The sequence below is a fragment of the Pseudomonas sp. OA65 genome, from assembly GCF_017498305.1.
Taxonomy (GTDB): domain Bacteria; phylum Pseudomonadota; class Gammaproteobacteria; order Pseudomonadales; family Pseudomonadaceae; genus Aquipseudomonas; species Aquipseudomonas zanjanensis.
In genome coordinates, this window is the sequence record NZ_JAGDEZ010000002.1 from 281,936 (window position 1) to 305,678 (window position 23,743).

10 protein-coding genes are annotated in these 23,743 nt (G+C 62.5%); 4 read left to right on the forward strand and 6 right to left on the reverse strand.

Annotation, left to right across the window (positions count from 1 at the left end; genetic code table 11):
* The first annotated feature begins 2 nt into the window (after window positions 1-2).
* Window positions 3-1,352 (forward strand): TolC family outer membrane protein, encoded by a 1,350-nt coding sequence (locus J3361_RS02890; RefSeq protein ID WP_207962315.1) that lies wholly within the window; start codon window positions 3-5, stop codon window positions 1,350-1,352.
* Window positions 1,353-2,337: 985 nt separating this feature from the next.
* On the opposite strand, the gene J3361_RS02895 is transcribed toward J3361_RS02890, so the two are convergent.
* Entirely contained in the window at window positions 2,338-7,950 is a 5,613-nt protein-coding gene (locus tag J3361_RS02895; RefSeq protein WP_207962320.1) for a putative Ig domain-containing protein, read from the reverse strand.
* 399 nt (window positions 7,951-8,349) lie between these two features.
* On the opposite strand from J3361_RS02895, the gene J3361_RS02900 reads away from it, so the two are divergent.
* The 3 genes from J3361_RS02900 to hemN all read left to right on the forward strand — a co-directional run bounded on the left by J3361_RS02900 (window position 8,350) and on the right by hemN (window position 11,648).
* Window positions 8,350-8,793 (forward strand): hypothetical protein, encoded by a 444-nt coding sequence (locus J3361_RS02900; RefSeq protein WP_207962322.1) that lies wholly within the window; start codon window positions 8,350-8,352, stop codon window positions 8,791-8,793.
* Between the two features lie 96 nt (window positions 8,794-8,889).
* A complete protein-coding gene (locus J3361_RS02905; RefSeq protein ID WP_207962324.1) occupies window positions 8,890-10,263 on the forward strand; it encodes a coproporphyrinogen III oxidase in 1,374 nt (457 codons plus the stop codon).
* Window positions 10,260-11,648 (forward strand): oxygen-independent coproporphyrinogen III oxidase, encoded by a 1,389-nt coding sequence (gene hemN, locus J3361_RS02910; RefSeq protein ID WP_207962326.1) that lies wholly within the window; start codon window positions 10,260-10,262, stop codon window positions 11,646-11,648. The genes J3361_RS02905 and hemN overlap by 4 nt, the downstream gene beginning before the upstream one ends.
* A gap of 198 nt (window positions 11,649-11,846) precedes the next feature.
* Here the strand turns inward: hemN and J3361_RS02915 are convergent, their stop codons facing one another.
* The 5 genes from J3361_RS02915 to J3361_RS02935 form a co-directional block, all read right to left on the reverse strand.
* Window positions 11,847-12,053, reverse strand: coding sequence for a hypothetical protein (locus J3361_RS02915; protein WP_207962328.1), 207 nt, complete (start codon window positions 12,051-12,053; stop codon window positions 11,847-11,849).
* Window positions 12,054-12,059: 6 nt separating this feature from the next.
* Window positions 12,060-13,484 (reverse strand): AdeC/AdeK/OprM family multidrug efflux complex outer membrane factor, encoded by a 1,425-nt coding sequence (gene adeC / locus J3361_RS02920; RefSeq protein WP_207962337.1) that lies wholly within the window; start codon window positions 13,482-13,484, stop codon window positions 12,060-12,062.
* Between the two features lie 83 nt (window positions 13,485-13,567).
* Entirely contained in the window at window positions 13,568-14,392 is an 825-nt protein-coding gene (locus tag J3361_RS02925; protein WP_207962339.1) for a helix-turn-helix transcriptional regulator, read from the reverse strand.
* 601 nt (window positions 14,393-14,993) lie between these two features.
* Window positions 14,994-16,154: an FAD-dependent monooxygenase gene (locus J3361_RS02930; RefSeq protein ID WP_207962344.1), complete on the reverse strand. Its 1,161-nt coding sequence runs from the start codon at window positions 16,152-16,154 to the stop codon at window positions 14,994-14,996.
* Between the two features lie 86 nt (window positions 16,155-16,240).
* Window positions 16,241-23,530: a non-ribosomal peptide synthetase gene (locus J3361_RS02935; RefSeq protein WP_207962354.1), complete on the reverse strand. Its 7,290-nt coding sequence runs from the start codon at window positions 23,528-23,530 to the stop codon at window positions 16,241-16,243.
* Between the last annotated feature and the right edge of the window lie 213 nt (window positions 23,531-23,743).

The window sequence follows — 23,743 nt, forward strand, 5'->3', positions numbered from 1 at the left end:
GCATGGTTGACCGTTGCCGCTCTCGCGTGCGAGTACTGCTAAGCCTGTGGACCGGTTGGGTGATGCTCAATCCTGTATGGGGCGCGGAGAGTGGCTTGAGCCTGACCGCCGCCTACGATGCCTCGCGCCTCAACGATCCGACCGTGCAAGCGGCGGCCCACGCCTTTGAAGCCTCGCGGCACGAGGAGGACATCGGTCGCGGCGGCCTCTATCCACAAGTGTCGCTGTCCTCGCGTTATGGCTACGGTGGACGGACCGACGGCGGCAACGACAGCAGTTACGTCAACAGCAATGATTACCAGGCGAACAACGTCACCCTGGCGGCGCAACAGCCGCTCTACGACAAGGCTCGCTGGGCGGCGTACCAAGAGGGCAAGGCGCGAGGGAAGCTGGGCACCCAAGTGTTCGACGTGGCCGGCCAGACCTTGTATGACCGAGTGGCGAAGGGGTATTTCGAGGTCGCACGGGCCGAGAACGAGATCAAGCTGATCCAGCAGCAGAAGGCGGCGATCCAAGGCTTGGTCATCCAGAGCAAAAAGCTTTATGAGGGCGGCCAGGGGGCGATCACCGATATCGACGAAGCCCAGGCGCGGCTCGACCTGGTGCAGGCCCAGGAAGCCGAAGCCCAGGCCCGTCGCGTGGCGGCATTGCGGGCCTTGTCCGGGCGGGCCAGTGTCCCCATCGATGATATCTTGCCGATGCGTGAGGAACTGGCCGCCGGTAGCCCGATCCCGCCGGAGCAAGACCTGGCGTACTGGACAGCGATTGCCCGCCAGGCCAGCCCCGAGCTGGCCGCCCGGCTGGCGGCGGTGAAAGTCGCCGAGGCCCAGGCCGACAGCCAGCGTGCCGGGCATTATCCGACGTTGTCATTGACCACTCAGCTGACCCGCCGGGAAACCCGCCAATACCAGGAACTCGATCCACGCCAGGACACCTATTATGTGGGCGTGCAGTTGGACATTCCGCTGTATCGGGGCGGGGCGGTACGGGCCTCGGTGGCCAAGGCCGAAGCGCAACTGGCGGGCGCGCAGTCCGACTACGACGTGCAGCGTCAACAACTGGCCGAGGACATCGAGGCCGATTACCTGGGCGTGGTCGCCGGTTTTACCAAGAGCAAGGCGATGCAGCGGGCGGTGGAGTCGAACCAGCGAGCATTGACCTCGACGGAAAAGGGCTTCCAGGGCGGTGTGCGTTCCACGGTGGATATCCTTGACGCTCAGCAGCGACTGTTCCAGGCCCGTCGTGACCTGCTCAACACCAAGCTCGACATGCTGCAAAGCTATGTGAGCCTGCACACCCACACCGGCCAGATGAACCGCGCGGTGCTGGAGCAGGTGCAAAGCTTGTTCTAGACAAGCCTGGGTTCAAGTTTGCGCATCCCTGTGGTTGCCTGGATTTTCCTGGCACAGCAGGGCCCCTGTGGTTGACCTGGGTTTTCTGGCACAACACGACTTCTGTGGGAGCGGGCTTGCTCGCGAAAGCGGTGTGTCAGTCAGCATCGCTGTTGGATGTACTGCCGCCTTCGCGAGCAAGCCCGCCCCCACAGTTTTGATCTGCGGTTGACCTGAGTTTTCCTGGCACAGCAGGGCTCCCACAGTTTTGATCTGTGATTGACCTGGATTTTTCTGGCACAGCAGGGCCCCTGTGGGAGCGGGCTTGCTCGCGAAAGCGGTGTGTCAGTCAACATCCCTGTTGGATGTGCCGGCGCCTTCGCGAGCAAGCCCGCTCCCACAGTTTTGATCTACGGTTGACCTGGATTTTCCTGGCACAGCAGGCCCCCTGTGGGAGCGAGCCTGCTCGCGAAAGCGGTGTGTCAGTCAACATCCCTGTTGGATGTGCCGGCGCCTTCGCGAGCAAGCCCGCTCCCACAGTTTTGATCTGCGGTTGACCTGAGTTTTCCTGGCACAGCAGGGCCCCTGTGGTTGACCTGGGTTTTCTGACACAACACGACTTCTGTGGGAGCGGGCTTGCTCGCGAAAGCGGTGTGTCAGTCAACATCCCTGTTGGATGTGCCGGCGCCTTCGCGAGCAGGCTCGCTCCCACAGTTTTGATCTGCGGTTGCCCTGGGTTTTTCTGGCACAGCAGGGCTCCCACAGTTTTGATCTGTGATTGACCTGGATTTTTCTGGCACAGCAGGACCCCTGTGGGAGCTGCGGTTGACCTGAGTTTTCCTGGCGCAGCAGGCCCCCTGTGGGAGCGAGCCTGCTCGCGAAAGCGGTGTGTCAGTCAACACCCCTGTTGGATGTGCCGGCGCCTTCGCGAGCAAGCTCGCTCCCACAGTTTTGATCTGCGGTTGTCTTGGGTTTTTCAGCTCAAGCCCCCCGGAGGGGGCCTGGGTCAGGCGGTGAAGTCGCTGGCGTGCAGTTCCTTGACGCCGACCAGTTCGAATTCGAACTCGGGGGTGGCGTCGGCGTTGGTACTGCCGGAGAGGATGCCATCGACGAAGCGCAACTGGCCGGTGGCGTTGCTGGCGTCGAAGGCGTTACTGCCGATGAACGTGAAGGCATCGACCGTGGCGGTCAGTGGGTTGGCGTCCAGGCCGGTGAGGTCCAACTTGTCGAACTCCGCACTCTTGAAGCCACTGATCACATCGCGCAAAGCCCCGACGCCCATGTCCGACAACGCAGCAAACGCGTAGGTGTCCGCGCCGGTGCCGCCGTTGAGGTTGTCGGTGCCTGCGCCGCCGATCAAGCGGTCATCGCCCGAACCACCCACCAACGTATCGTTGCCGGCCCCACCGTCGAGGACGTTTGTCGCACTGTTCCCCGACAGCGTATCGGCGGAGGCGCTTCCTTTCAGGTTCTCGATGAATTTCAAGGTGTCGAGCCCGGAACCCACGGTGTTCTGCTGCGCCGACGTCGAGAGGTTGACGGTCACGCCGGACAGTGCCCGTTCATAGCTCGCCGTATCCATGCCATCGCGTCCATCCAAGACATTGTTACCGGCACCGGCGAACAGCGTATTGTCCAGGGCGTTGCCGGTGCCATTGGCGGCTTCGGTGCTATCGACATACAGGTTCTCGACGTTATTGCCCAAGGTGTAGGCCGCCAGGCTGCTGTGCACGCTGTCGATTCCGCCGGTCATCGCGTTGGTGCTGGTCTCGATCACGCTGTCGTCGGCATTGTCGACAAAATAAGTGTCGTCCCCGTCGGCACCGCTCATGCTGTCGGCCCCGGCGGCACCGTTGAGTACGTTGTTGGCGGTATTGCCGGTCATGAAGTTGCGCCGCTCATTACCGGTGCCATCGATGTCCGACACGCCAGTGAGCACCAGGTTTTCCAGATTAGCCCCCAGCGTCCAACTGACCGAGGCTTGCACGGTGTCGATCTGCGCGGTGGAGGTGTTGGTTTCCACCACGCTGTCGAAGGCATTGTCGACCACGTAGATGTCGTTGCCATCGCCCCCGGTCAAGGTGTCCGCGCCCAAGTCGCCATCCAGGGTGTCGTTGCCCGCGCTGCCCACAAGGGTATCGTCCTGGTCGGTGCCGGCGATCATCCCGCCCTGGTTCTGGCCTTTGTTGAAGACGTCCTGCACGCTGTTGTTGTCGTCGGGATTGCCCTGGAAGCCCAGGTCATTGGCTATGTAGTCCGCCAGGCGTTGGCCGACGATTTCCGCCGACTCCTCGTGCAGGTGCCAGACGTCATCGGGATACACCAATGGATCGACTTCGTAGCGCAACGGCAGGTCGGTGTAGTCCACCGCCAGCTTGACGTCGGCGCGTTCGGCGGCCATGGCTTCCTGGGCGGCGCGGACATAACCGACGCCCTCGACGATGGCGGCGATCTTCTCTTCCGAATAACCCCGGGCCCGGGCCGCGTCCTCTGAGTAATGACCGGTTTCCATCAGGTACACGCTGAAATTGCCGAACTGGGCATGCAGGTAGTCGAATACCTTCAAGGTCGCGGCCTTGTACGCCGCCGCAGCCGCGGCCTTGTCCGTGGAGCGGGCGATTTCCTGGGCGGCTTCCTCGCCTTGACCCCAGATGATGCCCATGGTGACGTTATCGATCGACTGCAGTTCGGTGCGCTGGTCGCGCAGCAATGTCACCGCTCGCAACAACGCCGGCCCGGGTTGGTTGGTGTCGGTCAGCCACCAGCACAGCTTGAGCTCCTCGGCGCCGAGCGTGGACAGGCCGTTGACCGTGCTACCGCCCACCGCAATGTCGATGCCGTTGCCATCGGCATCGTTGAACTGGCTGCGCACGTCGTAAGTGGTGTAACGGTTGAGGTCATTGACCAGCATCGAAGTGCCGGATTGATCGTCGTCCTCGCTCATGCGCAGCAGGCGCGCATTGGATTGGCCGAGGGTCGGCAGATACAGGATGTCCTGCTGGGCCCGTTCGGCGAAGACGAAGTCGTTGGCGGTGAGGGTGTTGAGGTAGTTGCCGTTGAGGGCGATCTCGAAGCGATTGCCATCGGCGTCGGCTTCGGCGGACTTGACGTAGGTCTTGTCGCCGGCCGCGTTGAGGGTCATGTACAGGGTGTTGTTGCTGCCATCGCCGAGGCCGAGAAAACCCAACCCGGAGACGTCGATTTTGTCGACGCCGGCTGTGAAGTCGTAAATCGTGTCGGTGGCGGTGACGCCCCCCGTATCGTAGTCGCGGTAACTGTCGGACAGGTTGTTGTAGCGGAACGTGTCGGCGCCGTCGCCGCCGTACAACGCGTCGCGTCCGGCGCCGCCATCGACGATGTCCGCACCGGTGCCGGCCTTGATCGTGTCGTTGCCGCCGAGGCCGAGGATCAGGTCGGCGCCCGTCGTGCCATTGAGTGTCTCGGCATTGGCGGTGCCGGTGATGGTGTTGGCGGGCGCATCGGCGACCACCAGGGTGAAGTTGTCGCTGACCGAGGCGCCTGACGGATCGGTGGCCTTGACCAAGACGTCGTAGTTGCCCGCCGCGGTGCTGGTGGGCGTGCCGCTGAAGGTCAGGTTGGTGGCATTGAAACTCAGCCAGGCGGGCAGGGCGTTGCCGTTGGCGAGGGTTGCGGTGTAGGTCAGCACATCCTGGTTGGCGTCGCTGAAGCTGTTGCTGGCCACGGTGTATTTGAACGGCGTGCTCTCACTGGCGTTCTGGTCCAGCAATGGGGTGACCACCACGGGCGCCACATTGGTGGGGGTGCCTTGGTCGGCGAAGACGAAGTGACTGGCCGTCAGGCTGCTGACCAGGTTGCCTGCCAGCGACACCTCGAACCGGTTGCCGTTGGCATCCACCGTCAGGTCCTTGAGGTAAGTGCGGTTGGTCGACGAACTGTAGGTGACCTGCAGGGTACCGTTGAGCCCGTTGCCCAGGCCCGTATAGCCGAGCGCGGAAACGTCGATCTTGTCGGCGGCCACGTCGAAGTCAAGGATCTGGTCGCTGGCGCTGGTGGAACTGGTGCGATAGCTGTCGAGCTTGGAGGTGTAGCGGAACACATCGGCGCCCGTGCCACCGGTGAGCTTGTCGACCCCGGTGCCGCCGACCAGGATGTCGTTGCCGGCGCCGCCATTGAGGGTGTCGTTGCCCGCGCCACCGAACAGTTGCTCATTGGCAGCGGTGCCGGTCAGCGTGTCGTTGTTCGGTGTTCCATTGATCACAATGGCGGCGGGGACGTCCTGCACGGCAAGGGTGAAGCTGTCGCTGACGGTGGCGTTGCTGCCGTCGGTCGCCGTGACCTGGATCGAGTAGGTGCCCGATGCGGTATCGGGTGGCGTGCCGTTGAAGGTACGGGTGGCGGCATCGAAGGTCAGCCAACTGGGCAGGGCGCTGCCATCGGCGAGCCTGGCGGTGTAGCTGAGGCTGTCGTTATCCGGATCGGTGAAACTGGTCGCCGGCACCACGTAGTTGAACGGGGTGTTTTCGGTGGCGTTCTGGTCCAGCAACGGCGTAGCCAGCACCGGCGCCTGGTTGGTTGGCGAGGACGTGGCGAAGACGAAGTTGGCGCTGGTCAGTGTATTGAGGTAATTGCCGTCCAGGGCCACTTCGAAGCGGTTGCCATTGGCGTCGGCCTCCAGCGATTTGATGTAGGTCTTGGTGCCGGCACTGTTGAGCACCAGGTACACCGTGTTGTTCCTGCCATCCCCCAGGCCGGTGAAGCCCATGGCCGAGAGGTCGATCTTGTCGGCACTGATGTTGAAGTCGGTGATCAGGTCGCCGAGGTTGGCGCCGCCGGTGTTGTAGTTGCGGTAGCTGTCCAGGCGATTGGCGAAGACAAACGTGTCCGCGCCCGTGCCGCCGGTGAGCGTGTCCATGCCGGCACCACCGTCGAGCTTGTCGTCGCCGGCGCCGCCACTGAGGCTGTCGTTGCCCGCGAGGCCGAGCAGGGTGTCGGCCGCATCGCTGCCCAGCAGCGAGTCGCTGCCGCTGGTGCCGGTGATCACGCGATTGAAGATGAAGTTGCTGGCAGTCAGCGTACTGGCGAGGTTGCCCGAGAGGATCAGCTCGAAACGGTTGCCGTTGGCGTCGGCGTCGAAATCCTTGATGTAGGTGCGGTTGCTAGTGGCGTTGTAGCTGACTTGCAGGGTGCCGCCGCGACCGTTGCCCAGGCCGGTGAAACCGAGACCGGCGAGGTCAATCTTATCTTGGGTGACGTCGAAGTCGGTGATGGTGTCATCGAAGCTGGTGGTCGCGTTGCGGTAACTGTCCGACTGCGCGACGAACCGGAACGTATCGGCGCCGGTGCCGCCGGTGAGTTTGTCGATGCCCGCGCCGCCTACCAGGATGTCGCTTCCGGCCCCGGCGTTGAGGGTGTCGTTGCCCGCCGCACCATAGAAAATCTCGCTGGCGCTGGTGCCCGTCAGGACGTCGTTGCCCGCCGTGCCTTGCACGGTGGTCATGGGTACCGTGGCGCTGACGTAGCTGCCGTCGCCGTAGACCAGCGTGGCACCCTTGCTCGTGTGGCTGATGGTGTTGGCGATGATGGCGTTGCGGTCGGTGCCGTCTTCATTGCGCTCGGCAACACCGTAGGTCGACAGGTCGCTGCCGCTGATGATGTTGCCCTGGATGAGGTTGTCGCTGCCGTTGAAGTACTTGCCGGACACGCCCAGGGTGTCGTCGTAGGACTGGATGATGATTTCCGGTACGGCGGCGCCCAGGGCATTGTTGTTGAGGGTGTTGTCGATGATCTCGACGTGGTTGCTGCCGTAGATGCGGACCCCTGCGCCAGTGTTGTCATGGATGTCGACACCGGTGACGGTGACCTCGCTGGAGAGCTTGACCAGCACGCCCTCGGCGCCGTTGCCATACACCTCGCCGCCGGTGATGGTGATGTTGCTGGGCGAGGGGATGTCCTCGCTGCCGCGCTGGACCACGATGCCATTGCCGCCGTTGTCGTAGGCGACGTTGTTGGTCATGGTGAAATCGTGGGTGCTCGTGACGACATTGAACCCGTGGCGGTCGTTGTTGTAGGCGATGTTGTTTTCGAAGGTGCTGTCGCTGAGGAAGTCGGCGACGAAGCCGTCCAGGCCGTTGCCGTGGGACACGCTGTTCTTGATGACCATGTTGACGGTTTGCTCGTGGGGGTCGAAACCATACCCGGAGCAATCCTTGATCTCGACGCTGTCGAGGGTGACGTTGGAATCGTAGCCTTCTTCGCCGGGAATATAGCCGTTGAACCAGCCGTCGACCTTGCCGGTGGTGCTGTCGCGGTTGCCGTCGATGGTGAGGTTGCTGACACCGAAATCGTGGGTTTCCTCGCCATAGGCCGAGCGGATGATGCCGGTGATCTTGGTGTCGGAGCCGTCGGCCAGCTTGACCGTGGTGTCGCCCATGCCGTCGCCGTACAGGTAGACGTTGCTCTTGAGCATCAGGCAGCCATCGGAAGGTTCCTCGCCCCCCGAAACGATGTAGGTGCCGGTCGGCATGTACACCTGGCCTCCGCCGGCCGCGGCCGCCGCATCAATCGCACTTTGGATGGCTGCCGTGTCGTCGGTGATGCCATCTCCTTTGGCGCCAAAATTTTGTACGTTGAAAATCATGAGCTTATCTCCGTATCAGGCTTAAACCTCGGTAGACGCCAACATTCCATCGACGACCTCGGTGTTATGACCCAACGGAACGCAAAAGTTGTGACCGCATATCGGGGAAAGTGTCAAAAAGCTGGAGTAACTGATCAGCGGTATTGCCAGGATGAGCAAAAACAACGTTCCGTTGACGCTTTTTACGCCTAGTGGTGATCCCTGTGGGAGCGAGCCTGCTCGCGATAGCGTCAGATCAGTTGCTTTGATGTTGACTGACACACCGCTATCGCGAGCAGGCTCGCTCCCACAGGGGGTAGGCAGTGCGGTTTTCTTGATTAGCATCAACCCCACCGCCGGGACCACGGGATAACCTCGAATAAACCATCGCCCCGCTGAAGAGGGCGGCCGAGGATGTCCATGAGTTATCCGCTGTTCCTGACCTTGCATCTGTTTGCCGCGCTGGTGTTCATCGGCACGGTGTTCTTCGAAGTCCTGTTCCTGGAAAGCCTGCGCAAGCAACTGCCCGCCAAGGTCATGGTGCTGCTGGAGCAAGGCATCAGCCGCCGCGCCCGGCAGTTGATGCCGTGGGTACTGCTGGTGTTGTTCGGCGCGGGCGGCGGCATGGTCTGGTTGCGATACTGGCCCGCGTTGTCGTCGCCGTTGCAATCGTCCTTCGGTGTGCTGCTGGGCCTGAAGATCCTGTTGGCGGGCAGCGTGCTGGGGCATTTCCTCTGGGCGATGTGGCTGTTCCGGAGCGGGCGCATGAAGGCCCGCTACGTGCACATCATCCATGTCAGCGTGTTCCTGCACATGATCGCGATCGTGCTGCTGGCCAAGGCCATGTTCTACGTCACCTGGTAAGCGTGGGCGGCGGGCTGCCAGGGCGCTTGATACAGGTCAAGGTGGCCCGGCGGCCAGGCGGGCAAACTGGCCCCGCACCGCCACTCGGAGATAGTCATGTTCGACCCGTTCCATACCCTCGGTGAGCGACCCTCGGGTCGTGCCCCTGTGGTGGCTGATTTCGATTGTCCGGTCGGCACGCGCAGGTTCCATGCCGGTATCGGCTCCCTCGACCTGCTTCGAGGCTTACGCACCAGCCGTCAGAAACGCCGGCCCCTATCCTTGGCGGTGCACCTGCCTTCGCGCTTGCGGCTGGCGTCGTGTTCGCCCCTCGCCAGCGACTGCCGATGCGGCGAGATCGAGGGCTATCTGCAACGCCTGGCCTATGAAATGGGCTTGGTCGGTTGCCACCTGGGGACCGGGCGGCGCGTCGAGCAGTTTTGCCTGACGGGCGGCACACCGGTGATCGCGCATCTGCAGAAGCTGATGAGCGACCTGCGCAAGCGCTTCGACTTCTGCGAGTACGACGGTGCTGACCACAGTATCGAGGTGGACCTGCATCACACCGACTGGTCGACCATGGGCCTGATCCGTGACCAGGGTTTCACCCATGTCAGTATCGGTGTGCCCGACATCGGCGTTGACAGCGATCTATCGGTCGATTGCTACCAGAACCCGGCACCGATCCATTCATTGATCGATGCGGCACGCACGTTCGGTTTTCGCTCCATCAATATCGACTTGGGCTACGGCCACGCCTGGCAGACCCCGACCAGTTTCGCCCTGAAACTGGCGACGTTGATCGAACTGGAGCCGGACCGGTTGCATGTTTTCGACTATGCCCGCGCGCCTTATCGTTATCGCTCGAAGAACGCCGGGTTGGCTGGAACCTTTTGCAGCCCCGCTGACAAGGACGCCATGCGGCGCATCTGTTGCGAGCAGTTGAGCGGTGCCGGTTATCACTACATCGGCCTGGGCCATTTCGTCAGGGCCGACGATGACCTGGCGGTGGCTCAGGAACATGGACGCCTGCATCGCAATTGCCAGGGTTTTACCCGTCACGGTTGCTGTGATCACGTGGGCTTCGGTTTGTCGGCCATCACTCAGATCGAGCACCTGTACGTACAGAACACCGACGACCTGCTTCTCTATTGCCAGCAGCTGGACGCCGGGCAATTGCCGGTGTGTCGTGGCTGGCGTTGTGAGGCGCAGGACCAGGTCAGGGCAAGCGTGACCGAACAGCTGTCCTGTGACCTGGAGTTGGATATACAAGCCATCGAGGCGCGCTTCGGCCTGGTGTTTCGCGAGCACTTCGCGTCCGCCTGGCCGTTGCTGGAAGCGTTGCATGACCAGGGATTGATCGAACTGTCGAGCCGATTCATCGGCATCCTGCCCGCCGGGCGATTGAATGTGGACGCGATCTGCAACCTGTTCGACCCGGCACCGGATGACGCAAGCCCACACGCTTTTGAAAAGTTGACCCCCTCATGAAAACTGCCTCCGGTTTCAATCGTGCCCTGGTGGAGAAATACGACCGCCCGGGACCGCGCTACACCTCTTATCCGACCGCCCCGCAGTTCCACCAGGCTTTTGCCATGGACGAATACCGCCAGGCCGCGCAGCGCAGCCACCAGGCGCCGCAGCCAAAGCCGTTGTCGGTGTATATCCACATCCCGTTCTGCCAGAGCCTTTGTTATTACTGTGCATGCAACAAAATCATCACCCGCAAGACCCATCGCGCCGCCGAATACCTGACGTACCTCAAGCGTGAAATAGCCCTGCAAGCGGCGTTGTTCGACCGCTCGCGCAAACTGACCCAACTGCATTTAGGGGGCGGCACGCCAACGTACTTGACCCATGAACAACTGGCTGACCTGATGGACTGCCTGCACCAGTCGTTCGACATGGACGACAGCGACGCCCACGAGTTTTCCATCGAGGTCGACCCACGGACCATCGATGCAGAGCAGATCCAAGGCCTGCGCCAGTTGGGCTTCAATCGCTTGAGCTTCGGCGTCCAGGACTTCGACGCCCAGGTGCAGATCGCCGTCAATCGGGTGCAAAGCGAAGCCCAGGTCGTCGAGCTGGTGGAGGCCGCGCGCCGGGCGTGCTTCAAGTCCGTCAGCGTCGATCTGATCTATGGCCTGCCGTTGCAGACCATCGCCAGTTTTGACGTCACCTTGAGCAAGATCATTGCCCTGCGTCCTGACCGGATTGCGGCCTACAGTTACGCCCACCTGCCGCAACGGGTGCGGGCGCAACGGATGATCCGCCCGCAAGACATGCCACCGCCCGAGCGTAAGCTGGAGTTGCTGGAGCTGACCATCAATCGCCTGACCGAAGCCGGCTACGTCTACATCGGCATGGACCATTTCGCCTTGCCGGATGACGAATTGGTGCGCGCCCGCGCCCAGGGCACCTTGCAACGCAATTTCCAGGGCTATTCCACCCACGCCGATTGCGACCTGATTGGCCTGGGGGTGTCGTCGATCGGCAAGGTGGGGGACAGCTACAACCAGAACGTCAAGGAGCTTTCCCAGTATTACGCCCGGTTGGATCAAGGCCTGCTGCCCGTGCAGCGCGGCTATCGGCTGAGCGACGATGACCGACTGCGGCGCGAGGTCATCAGCGAACTGATGTGCCATGGGCGCATCGACTTCGGTCGGATCGACAGCGAGCACGGCATCCGATTCAACGAATACTTCGCCGATGCCCTGGACCGGCTCCAGGAGCTGGTGCGCGATGGGTTGCTGGACATCCGTGACGACGATCTGGTGTTGTTGCCCCAGGGCCAATTGATGATGCGCAACGTCGCCATGGCATTCGACGCGTACCTGGGGGCGGACCAGACGGTCCAGTATTCGCGCACGGTCTGATAGGGCTTTTGTGGCGAGGGAGCTTGCTCCCGCTGGGCTGCGCAGCAGCCCCAAGGAAGCTGGCCACAATCAACCTGAAACACCGCGATGGCTGTTTTGGGGGCTGCTGCGCAGCCCAGCGGGAGCAAGCTCCCTCGCCACCAAAGCTCCCTTGCCACAAAAAGGAGCCTTGCCACAAAAAGGAGCCTCGCTACGGGCCTACGACCGCTCTGTATCCGGATTGCTGGACGCCGGGATCAGGTCGCGTGTCGCGTAGAAGCCCTGCACCAGGCGATTCTTGGCCCGGTACTCACACAAGAGCAGCAAGGTATCCGGCATCTGAAAAATGGACGACGAATGCTTGACCACCATTGTCTTGCCGCCCGAGCGTAAGCGCACCAGTGTCCCAGGTTCGAATGTGCCCATCTGCAGTCACCTCATCGTCACGTTGCTTGTACGTTCTACCCAACCCCCGCCGAGGGCCTTGTACAGGTTGACTTCGGCGAGCAGCTGCGACAGCCGGTCGACAATCAGGGTTTGCTGGGCGCTGAACAGCGAGCGTTGGGCATCGAGGAACGTCAGGCTGCTATCCACGCCGATGCGATAGCGCCGCTCCGCCAGGCGGTAGTAGTCCTGGTTGGCTTGCACCAGGTCGCGCTGGGCGATCAATTGGTCTTTATAGGTCTTGCGTGCCGCCAGGCCGTCGGACACTTCCTGGAAGGCGGTCTGGATGGCTTTCTCGTATTGCGCCACGCGGATGTCTTTCTGGATTTTCGCGTAGTTCAGGCTCGCCCGAAGGCTGCCGGCATTGAAAATCGGCAGGTTGATCTGCGGTTGAAACGTCCAACTGCCCGACCCACCCTTGAACAGCCCGGACAGTTCGTTGCTGGAGCTGCCCGCGTTGGCGGTCAGGCTGATGCTCGGGAAGAACGCGGCACGGGCCGCGCCGATGTTGGCATTGGCCGATTGCAGCAGGTACTCGGCCTCAAGGATGTCCGGCCGGCGTTGCAGCAAGTCCGATGGCAGGCCCGCCGGTACTTCGCTGAGCAGGTCCGAGGCCAGTGGGCGGCCGGGCAGGTCATCGGCGACCGAAGTGCCCACCAGCAGCGTGAGGTTGTTGAGGTCCTGGGCGACCTGGCGCTGGAACTTGGCCAGGCTGGCCCTGGCGCTTTCCACCGATGTTCGCGATTGACTCAGGTTCAAGGCCGAGGCGGTGCCGACCTGGTTACTGCGTTCGGTCAGGCGCAGGCTTTGCTCGTAGGACTGCAGCGTGTCCTGGGTCAACGCCAGCAGTTCCTGATCGGCACGCCAGGTCAGGTAGGCGCTGGCGACGCTGGCTACCAGGCTCAATTGGCTGCTGCGCCGGGCTTCTTCACTGGACAGGTAGATCAGCGATGCCTGGTCACTGAGGCTGCGTATGCGCCCGAACAGGTCCAGCTCATAAGCGCTGATCCCCAGTGTCGCCGAATAGGAACGACTGATGGCGGCGTCACCGGTTCCGGTGAGGCTGGCCGGCAAGCGCTGGCTTGAACCGGTGCCGTTGGCGCTGACTGCCGGGAAGAGGTCCGCCCGCTGGATCCGATACTGCGCCTGATACGCCTCGACGTTCAGCGCCGCGACCCGCAAGTCGCGGTTGTTGACTAGCGCGCTTTCGATGAGTTGTTGCAGCACCGGGTCCTGGAACAGGTCGCGCCAACCCTGTTCGGCGGCCAGGGGCCCCGACAAGGCCGGGGCGTAGGCCGAGGTCTGTGGATACAGCCCGGCGACCGGTGCGTCGGGGCGTTGGTAGTCCGGGATAAGCGAACAACCGCCCATCATGAATGCTGCGGCTGCCAGTGGACTCAAGAGTTTATGCATCGACCTGTTATCTCATCGTGGTGCCTGGCCAGGCATCGCAGGCGCCGGCAGGCGGGTTCTGGCGGGCCGTGCGCGGCAAGCCGTCATGAGCCGATCATCCATTTCGCCAGCCCATGCCGGCCACTCACGCCCAGCTTGGCGGCGGCACGCTTGAGGTAGGTTTCGATGGAGCTGTTCTTGACCTGCAACTTTTCGGCGATCTCCGGTACGGTGCCTCCGGCCAGCAGGCCCAGGCAGACCTCTTTTTCCCGCACGGAAAGGGTGACGTCGCAGGGACTCAATCGATCATTGAAATCACGTTGCAGCTGGGTCTGTTCAGCGCTATCGAGCGGATGGCTCGTGGCGCCGCCAGGGGTCTTGAAGCATTGGCGATTGAGGTGGGCATGACGCTCGGCCAGCGGCAGCAGCGTTTCGGAAAGGTACTTCAGAAAGGACAGTTCCTGGAGGGAAAAGTCGCGCTGTACCTGAGGGCGTTGCAACGAGATCACACAGCGACGGTTGGCCTTGCGTGAAATCAGAATGCACTGGTGGGAGGTGCCGAGGCAGTCGTTGCCGCGTTCGTCCTTCATGCGAGCATTCAAATGGATCAGCAGGGCGTCATCCACCTCCAGTACCCTTTTCACCAAGGGGTGATCGTTGCGCTGGATCGCCGTGGTGGGGCAGGGGGATTGCATGTGCAGGTTTTTTTCCGCACCCGCATACCCCAACAGTTGTACATCGAGGACATTCGACTGGGTGTCGTCGGCTGTCCATTCACTCAATTCGAGCCGACTGACAGGCACCGTTGTTTCGATCATCTGGTGCATGTTGGTCAAGAAGCTCTCGTGTCCGACACTTGAAATCAGCTTTCCTAGCTCTACGTAGAGGTGCGATTTTTCTGCACCCTCGATATACGCATGTCGATTCATAATCCTTATTTCCTGCTTACTCGAAAAAGCTCCGCATCGCTGATTGTTGACGGAAAAAATCCGACCGCTTCGGAAATGCTGAAGCTTCTTCTGGAGTTGATACTTGGGGTCAATTCGGTCTTGTGAACCTTTTGACTTAAACGGTTTAGCCGGTAGGGCTATTAGGCGTTTCCATGTGGGAAAAGTCTGTAAGGGAAAACAGGGACATTCCGGGTCAGTCACTGGGTGTCGGTTCTTGGGTACCTCCGGGCAAAAGACACGTTGGGTCAAAGGTTTTTTCCTTGGCGACAATCGCCGTCGGGGCAGCCTTCAGCACGATGTCAGGAAAAAAATACAGTTAAATGAAAGGGTTGTAATTGCGGCTCGGTTCCTGGATGGCCGTTTTTTTCAGGCTCCTCTGGGTGGGATATATCTGACAGTAGCGTCCAGATGCTGGTTTTCCAGTATGGTGAAGACTTCTCATTTATCGATTTTTATCCCGGAGCGTGTCGTTTTTTGTCTATGTAGGAGTCGCTTTCTGTCATTGACGCTTTAGCGTCATCGGCAACCGGGCGAGGTTTATGATGTCCCGCCCAGGTTCCTCAGCGACCGTTGTGCAAGGTCATGCGCAGGGCTTGAACGAGAGGAGGTCGATGTTCTTTTTACGCAGGCTGCGCTGTGGCGCTAGGCGCATATACCATTCGCGAAGCCAGCAGGCGAGGCTCGACTCGGCTTGTTCGATACCACTCATGAAGCGCGCGGCACTGACGATTCCGTTGGCCCGAGGGTGCCGATGGGCCTGGTAGTGCAGCAGTGCGGTGCGCAGGTCCGGCGTTCGCGCCAGTCGATCGGCCAGTACCACGGCATCCTCGATCGCCTGTGCGGCACCTTGGCCCAGGCTGGGCAGCATGGGATGAGCCGCATCGCCCAAGAGCACCACATGGCCATCGCAGAATTGCTCGACGGGATGGCGATCCCTGGCGTGCATTTTCAATAGCGCGCTCTCAGGGGTGGCCGCGATGGCGGCCACGACTTCCGGCGCCCAGCCGGCGTAGGCCGCGAGTACTTCCTGCTTGCTGATGTTCAGGGCCGCATCCGCCGCGTTTTCGTGATTGCAGGTGCCCCACCAATACGCCTGGCCGTTGCCGACATCGCAGAGCCCGAAGCGCTTGCCGCGGCCCCAGTAATGCGCCACGTAGCCCTCGGTCATGACCGGATGGCTGAAGGGCGCCACCGCCAGCCAGGCGACGTAACCCGATGGGCGGGTTGGGGTTTCGCCGAGCATCTGCTGGCGAATCACCGAGTTCAGGCCGTCGGCGCCAATCAACAGATCCGCTTCCTGAAGGCTGCCGTCTTCGAACCGCACCGTGACGCCATCGGGGCGAGGCTCATACCCGGTGCAGCGCAACCCGGTCGTCAAGGTGTCGGGCGCGAGCTGCTGCGCCAATGCACGCAGCAACAGCGGGCGCTGGATATTCACGCTGGGATGTCCCAACTGTTCGCCGATCTCGTGGATCGGCATGCGGGTGATGGTATCGCCCTGGTGCTTCTTGAAATAGAAGTCGCGGATCACCTGGCCGGCCTGTTCCACCGGGACATGGGCGTCAATCGAGTGCAACGCCGCCATGGCATTGGCCATGACGGACAAGCCGGTGCCCCCTGTGCGCAACGTTTGCGCCGCTTCGAAGACCTTGACCTGCCAGCCCGCTCGTTGCAGCGCGATGGCGGCGGTCAGCCCGCCGATCCCGGCGCCGGCGACAATGGCTTTTCTGGGTGCTGTCATGTTGTTTCACCTGTATCGAGCCCGGGACGACCGGGCGATGGAGTCATGCGGGGCCGGCAATCCGGCCCCGTGATCGTCGGTCATGGTCAAGCGAGTGCGCGCGTGGATTCGGTGTGCCTGGCCCGGGCCAGGTCCATCCGCGACCGGATGCATTGACCCACTCGCTCGATGTGCGGCTCGCGCATCATGGTCAGATGGTCGCCCTCGACGGCGACGCGCTGCACGTGCGGCGTAATCGTGCGCCAGCCGCGGTACGGGTCGCGGAAGGCGGTGCCCACCAATTCGTGGGGGGCTTGCAGCACATCGGGCAGTTCGACATCCGCGGCGAACAGCGTGATAGGCAGGTCCAGGGGCGGGAAGCGATAGTCCAGCAGCCCTTGCCAGTTGGCATGGAACACCCGGAACAACTGATCGAGTGTCGCCAGGGTGATGGTCTCGTCGAAAATGCCCTGGTCGATGCCGTGCTGCCGGATCGCCGCGAATGCCTGGGGGTCGTCCAGGGCAGCGAAGTCCAGGGCGTGGTAGGCGTATTCCTTCTGGCCGTCGCCGCTGAGCAGTTCCCACATGAACCAGTTCATGAACTCGCTGCGTTCTATCTGCACCTCGCCCTGGCTGACGCGCACGATGGTGTCCAGCAGGAATACGTTATGCAGGCGCCGTCCGCGCCGCTGCAACTCGCTCGCCAGTTCATACGCGACGACGCCGCCATAGGACCAGCCGCCTATATTCAAGGGGCCTTCTGGGGCGACCTGCTCGATGGCGTCCGCGTAGTACACCGCCTGGGCCTGCACCGATTGCAAGGGGTCACGGGCATCCCAGGTGCCCGGCGCTTGCAGGGCATACAGGTGGACCTGGTCCTTGAGCACCCGCGCCAGTGCGGCATAGCACAGCACATGGCCGCCGATGGGGTGGACGAGGAACAACGTCGGACGGCGCGTGGCATTCTTGAAGTCCACCAGCGCGCCGCCGCCAGGGTGTCCGGTTGCGGTCTGTTGCAACACTTGGGCGAATTCGGCGATGGTCGGCGCCTGGATGAAGTCGGACAGTGAAGGCTCCAGGCCTTGATGCTTGGCAAGCATCGCCACCAGTTGCACCGCTTTGAGCGAATTGCCGCCCAGCTCGAAGAAGTTGTCGTGGATGCTGATGCTGTCCAGGTCCAGGGTGTCCTGCCAGTAGGCTTGCAGCAGATCCTCCATGGCGTTGCGCGGGCCGATGAACGGACGCTGCAAGGTGGTCTGGACGTCTAGCTTCTGCAAGCGCTGCCGGTCGATCTTGCCCGTGGGCCCGAGGGGCAGCTTCGCGATCCTGACCAGTGTGTTCGGCACCATGTAATCGGGCAGTGCCAGGCGCATTTCTGCTTTGAGCTGATCCAGGTCCGGCTCGCAGTCCGGCAGGGCCTGGACGAACCCCACCAGGAAACGGCTGCCATCGGTTGCCAGCTTGTCGATGACCGCCACCTGCTCGATGTCGGCCCTGAACCGGGTGGAGCCGAGCATGGCCACTTCGATCTCGCCGAGCTCGACGCGGTAGCCACGAATCTTGACCTGGGCGTCGCTGCGGCCCTGGTAGACCAGATCGCCGTCGGGCAGGTAGAAACCGATGTCGCCGGTTTCATACAAGCGTCGGGTCTGGCCTTCAAGCTGGCGATAGATAAAGCGTTCGTCGGTCAGGTCGGGGCGATTCCAGTAACCATTGGCAAGGCAGGCCCCTTCGATGAACAGGTCGCCCGTCACGCCGACCGGGCACGGGTTGCCGGCCCCGTCGAGGACATGCATGTGCACGCCGTCGATGGGTGTGCCGATCGGCGGCATGCTTGGCCAGGTCGCGGGCGCGCCTTCAAGTCGCAAGCTCGTGACCACATGGGCCTCGGTCGGGCCATAGTGGTTCTCGACCCGGCAATCGCCGAGGCGATCGATCAGATCACGGATTTCTGCGGTGATTTTCAGCTGCTCGCCAGCCACATTGATCTGGCGCAGCGATGCCGGGTGAATACCGAGTTGCATGGCGATTTCCGCCAGGCCCTGGAAGGCGACGTACGGCAGGAACAGGCGATTGATCTCTTGCGCGTCAATAAACCTCAGCAAGCGGATGAAGTCATAGCGCAACCCTTCGTCAATCATCACCAACCCGTGCCCGCTGGACAGGGTCGAGAAAATTTCCTGGAACGAAACGTCGAACGAAATGGGCGCGTACTGGAGCGTCTTCAGCGTATCGACATCCTGCGCCTGCTGGCGGTTTTGCCAGAGGATCATGTTGGTCAAGGCCCGGTGCGGCATGGCCACGCCTTTGGGACGGCCGGTCGAGCCCGAGGTGTAGAGCACGTAGGCGTTGTCTTCAGCCATGACGCCTGCGGCAATGGCGGCCACCCGTTGATGATTGCCCGCCAGGTTGTCGTCGAAGCCGGCGACCACGCTGTCCCAATGGCGCGTATCGGCCTGGCCTGCCAGGGTCATCGCCAGGCTCGCGGAGGCATCGGCGAACAGCACCAGTCGCGGCTGCGAGTCTTCGAGAATCAGTTGGATACGTTCGTCCGGATAGCTCAGGTCGATCGGCACGTACGCGGCGCCGGCCTGCACGACACCGAGCAAGGCGACGATCAGGTCGGGTGAGCGCGGCATCATGATCGCGACCCGATCACCCTGGCCGATACCGTGCCGGTGCAGCCAGCTCACCAGTTGGGCGCAAGCGTCGTGCAGTTGTCGGTAGGACAGACGGGTCTGGCCAAAGCTCACGGCGGTCTGCTCGCCATGGCGCGCGAAGCTGTCCAGCAAGAGGCTCGACAGGTTGTCGTGGGGCAAGGCTGTCGTGGCCCTGGGCGTGGTGCGTTCGATGGGCGGCAGCCAGGCTGGGATGGATGGTTTGGCCTCAGGGACGGCGATCATCAGTTCCAGCGTGCGCAGCAGGTAATCGGCATAGGCTTCGACCTGGCCCGTGGCGACGCGGGCGGTGCGGTAATCCATCTTCAACATCAACGAACCGTTGGCCGGGTGGCGCCCGAGGGTGGTCAGCAGGTCGTAGTTGCTCGCTTCCGTCGTTTCCCATTCGGTGAGTATCTCTTCGCCTTGGGCCAGCAGGTCCTTGAGCACGTAGAAATCGACGTAGTTGAACACCACGTTCAAGGCGACGTCGGTCTCGCGATGAATCAACGCAAACGGATAGCGCCGGTGGGGGAATAGCTGTTGTTCCTGGGCTATCGTTGCTCGGATCAACGCCAGCCAGCTCGGGCCCTGGCTGCTGAAACGTACCGGCAGGGTATTGAGGAACAGGCCCAGGACCGAGGCGGCATCTTCGAATTCCGGCCGGCCATGGCTGATCACGCCACACAGCACTTCCTTTTGATTGGACATGATCGCCTGGGCGAAACCGTGGGCGGTCAGCAGGACCGCGCGCAAGGGCAGGTCCTGGGCCTGGCAGAACGCTTCGAGGCGGGCCAGGTCTGTGGCGGGCAACTCACGGTAGGCCGAGCGGTGCGGCGTCGAGTCTGGCGCCACGGCGTGAATCCAGCTGGTCATGGCAGCGGCGGGGGCCTCTTGCAAGTAGTCGCGCCAGAACCGGCGGTGGGTCTGTGTTGCCGTGGCCTCTTGCTCCAGGACCACGAAGTCGGCCGGCGTGGTGGTCAGCGCAGGCAGTGCGTCGGCGCCGGGCGCCGCGGTGTAGAGCGTGATCAGGTCGCGCATCAAGGTGGCGACACTCCAGCCGTCGAGGATGGCATGGTGAAAGCTGAAGATCAGGTCGATCTCGTCCTGCGCGACGAACACGCAGAACTGATACAGCGGTGCCCGATGCCAGTCTTCGCGATAGCGCTTGCGCTCCTCCACATAGGCGGCAACGGCCTGGGCCCGGGCATCGGGACTCAGCGGGCGCGCATCGATGACGTGCACGGGAGGCTCGACCGTCGAGTGCACCCGGGCCATGGGCACCTCGGCGTGACCGATATCGAACGACATGCGCAAGGCCGGATGACGGCGGATCAAGGCGTCGCAGGCCCGTTCAAACGCCGGCGCATCCCAAGGCAGGCGCAAGCGGTAGCGGAAGATGTCGTGATAGATCGCCGAATCCGGGTGCATCATCGAGTGATAAATCATCCCGACTTGCAGTTGCGAAGCGGCAAACACGTCATCGAACACGCCTTCACTGGCCAGGCGGATCGCTGCCGGGACCAGGGCAAAAGGCTTCACGTGGGTCAGGGGTTCGAGCCCGCTGGCTGATGTTTGCCCCGCCTGCAGGGCCTCGGCCAACTGGGCGATGGTCGGCGACTGGTAAACCTGCGCCAGGGTCAACGCAATGCCTTGTTCACGGGCGTTGATCTGCAAGTGAATGACTTTCAGGGAGTCGCCACCGAGCATGAAGTAGTTGTCATGGATGCCCAGCGTCGAGCGCTTGAGGTTGTCCCGCCACAGCTCGGCGAGCATCTGTTCCATGGCCGTGCGTGGCGCTGTCGTATCGCCGCCCTGGGTGGCGGAAGGCTCGGGCAGGGCCTTGCGGTCCAGCTTGCCGTTGACACTCAGCGGGAACTGCTCGAGCTCCATCAGATGCCTGGGCACCATGTAGTCGGGGACGCGCTGGCGCAGGGTTTCCTGCAGCGCTTGCGGGGATGGCGAGCACCCAGGCGCGCTCACCCAATAGGCATTGAGGTACGCATCACCGGCCTCCTGGCGGGCGATCACGACCACATCCTTGACCCCTTCGCACGCGAGCAACTGGGCTTCGATCTCGCCCAGTTCGATGCGCAGGCCGCGGATTTTTACCTGGAAATCGTTGCGTCCCAAGTACTCGAGGCTGCCATCGGGCAACCAACGCCCAAGGTCACCGGTCTTGTACAGCCGGGCCTGGGGCTCGGCGCGGAAGGGGTTGTGGATGAACCGTTCGGCCGTCAGTTCGGGGCGGTTCAGGTAGCCCCGGGCGACGCCGATGCCACCGATGTGCAGCTCGCCCGCCACCCCCGGCGGCAACGGTTGCAGGTGCGCGTCGAGGACATGCATCTGGATGTTCGCGATGGGCCGGCCGATGGGTACGATGCCGTCGTGCGCATCGGGTCGGCAATGCCATGCCGTCACGTCAATGGCCGCTTCGGTGGGGCCGTAGAGGTTGTGCAGTTGCACCGTCGGCAAACGTTCGAAAAAGCGCGTCTGCAAGGCATGGGGCAAGGCCTCGCCGCTGCACAGGACTTTCCGGAGCGCGGATAGGCGCTGCGGCTCCACCTGGTCGAGAAAGGCCTGCAACATCGACGGGACGAAATGCAGCAGCGTGATGCCCGCGCTCGCCATGATGTCCATCAAGTAGCGCGGGTCCTTGTGTCCGTCGGGGGCGGCGACGATCAGTTGCGCACCGCTGAGCAACGGCAGGAAAAATTCCCAGACCGACACATCGAAACTGAACGGGGTCTTTTGCAGGATCCGACTGTGTTCATCGACCCCATAGGCATCGCGGGCCCAGAGCAAGCGATTGACCACCCCGTCATGCTGGTTCATCACGCCCTTGGGCAAACCGGTGGAACCGGAGGTGTAGATGACATAGGCCAGGTGCCGAGGCGTCAGCCCGAGCTCGGCGGCGTCGGGGTTGTGCGTCGGTTGTCGGGACAGTGCTTCAGGCTCGGCATCCAGGCACCACACCGGCACCGTCACGGCGGGCAGGCTGGCCAATAAGCCTTGGCTGGTGATCAGCGCACAGGGCGCGCTGTCGCTGAGCATATGGCTCAAGCGGTCGGCAGGATAGCCCGGGTCTAGCGGCACGTAGGCGGCACCCGCCTTGAGAATACCCAACAGGCCGACCACCATCTCCAGGCTGCGCTCCATGCAGATGGCCACGCGATCGTCGCGGCCAACACCGGTTTCCAGCAGGGCATGGGCCAGGCGGTTGGCCTGGCGATTCAACGCGTCATAGGTCAGCGCCTGGTCCGCGAAGCGCACCGCGATCGCGTCGGGGCGGGCGGCGACCTGGGCTTCGATCAATTGGTGGAGCAGCACATCCTTGGGGTAGGCGATGTCGGTGCGATTCCATTCCTTGAGCAGTTGACGCTCAGCGGGCGGCATCGGCTCCAGGGCCATGACCGACACATCGAAATCAGCGGCCACGCCTTCCAGGATGTTCATGAAGCGTCGTTGCAAGGCTTCGATCTGCGGCGCGTCGAAATACGCCTCGTTGTAGATGAAGTGCATCCACACATCGTCTTCCGGCGCGGACTCACGCACGTGCATCGCCAGCGGGATCTGTTCGTAGCCATTGCTGAGCTTGACCGGTTGTGCCGGCGCCGGCCCGTACCAGGTGTCCTGGTCCTGTTCGAAGGACACCACCACGTCGAACAACTGGCGCCGGCCCTGGTTCTGCAAGCCGAGTTCGCGGTTGAGCTCGCTCAGCGGAAAGCGCTGGTAGCGGTAATCCTGCTTGAGCGTCAGGGCAATCTTGCCGACCAGGTCGCTGAAGCTCAGGTCGGTGCCCAGGCTCAGGCGGACCGGGCTCATGCCGACGAACAAGCCCATCGTGGCCTTGTTGGCGGCATTGGCGCGGTTGAGGATGGGCAGGCCGATGACGATTTCATCCCGTTGCTCGGTGCGGGCAAAGTAGCTGTACAACACCCCCAGCATGACGTGGAAGACCGTCGCCTGGCCCGTGGCCTTGGCGTTTTCGCCGAGGCGGTTATAAAGCGCCCGGGGCAAGCGCCAGGCATGGTTCTGGCTGGGCGCCAGGCGCTGGCCGAACTGACCCGGCTGACGGGGCGCGAGCAGGGGCTCGGGCAGCGTGCGGTATTTCTCCAGCCAGTATTGACGCTGGCGCTGGAACGAAACCGAGTCTTTGCTGGCGACTTGCTGCTCGACATAGGCTTGATAGGTCGGTGCCGTTGTCGCGTTTTGCGCCTGGTTGTGCAGGGCGGTATAGGCCTGGCTGAGTGTTCGGCCAATCATGGCGAAGGACCAGCCATCGATGATCAGGTGATGGCAATTGACGAAGCAATAGTGGAGGTCTTCCCGGACCTTGACCAGGTCCGCGCGCACCAGCAACCCGTCGTCAAAGGAAAATGGGGTCTGCAGCTTGGCCTGCAGCAAGGCCAATGCGCTGGCCTCCGGGTTGGCATCGCCCGACACGTCGTGCAGCCCCAGCGGGACGTTTACCGGCCCCAGGAAGCGTTGGCGCGGCAGAGGGTGCTCGGCCGAGCCAGGCACCAGTTGGATCCGCAGGGCATCGTGGCCGTTGACGACCTGGTTGAAGGCTGTCTGCAGTAGCGCGGCGTCGACCTCGCCGTTGATACGGGCATAGCCGCCGATGTTGTACAGCGGGCTGTCGGCGTGTAGCACCTGGTCCAGCCAGATGTCCAGTTGCGGAGTGGTGAGGGGATACAGTACGCGCTCTGCGTTCGACGCGGGCAGGGTCTGGGGCATGGTGCTCTCCGTGGGCCGATCCGGTGGCCCGATGAAACGAATGAAAAAAAGATGCCGTCAGGCCGTGATGCTGTTCACTCGAGAAAAGTGTTCATCCTGTGGCGAGGGAGCTTGCTCCCGCTGGGCTGCGAAGCGGCCCCCAAAACGGCCATCGCGGTGTTTCAGGTTGATTGTGGCCAGCTTCCTTGGGGCTGCTGCGCAGCCCAGCGGGAG

What these genes read in the sequence shown, in the direction of transcription:
- adeC (WP_207962337.1), bottom strand. Translation starts at nt 13,484, where the DNA reads ATGCATAAACTCTTGAGTCCACTGGCAGCCGCAGCATTCATGATGGGC.
- J3361_RS02905 (WP_207962324.1), top strand. Translation starts at nt 8,890, where the DNA reads ATGTTCGACCCGTTCCATACCCTCGGTGAGCGACCCTCGGGTCGTGCC.
- J3361_RS02935 (WP_207962354.1), bottom strand. Translation starts at nt 23,530, where the DNA reads ATGCCCCAGACCCTGCCCGCGTCGAACGCAGAGCGCGTACTGTATCCC.
- J3361_RS02925 (WP_207962339.1), bottom strand. Translation starts at nt 14,392, where the DNA reads ATGAATCGACATGCGTATATCGAGGGTGCAGAAAAATCGCACCTCTAC.
- J3361_RS02900 (WP_207962322.1), top strand. Translation starts at nt 8,350, where the DNA reads ATGAGTTATCCGCTGTTCCTGACCTTGCATCTGTTTGCCGCGCTGGTG.
- hemN (WP_207962326.1), top strand. Translation starts at nt 10,260, where the DNA reads ATGAAAACTGCCTCCGGTTTCAATCGTGCCCTGGTGGAGAAATACGAC.
- J3361_RS02895 (WP_207962320.1), bottom strand. Translation starts at nt 7,950, where the DNA reads ATGATTTTCAACGTACAAAATTTTGGCGCCAAAGGAGATGGCATCACC.
- J3361_RS02890 (WP_207962315.1), top strand. Translation starts at nt 3, where the DNA reads ATGGTTGACCGTTGCCGCTCTCGCGTGCGAGTACTGCTAAGCCTGTGG.
- J3361_RS02930 (WP_207962344.1), bottom strand. Translation starts at nt 16,154, where the DNA reads ATGACAGCACCCAGAAAAGCCATTGTCGCCGGCGCCGGGATCGGCGGG.
- J3361_RS02915 (WP_207962328.1), bottom strand. Translation starts at nt 12,053, where the DNA reads ATGGGCACATTCGAACCTGGGACACTGGTGCGCTTACGCTCGGGCGGC.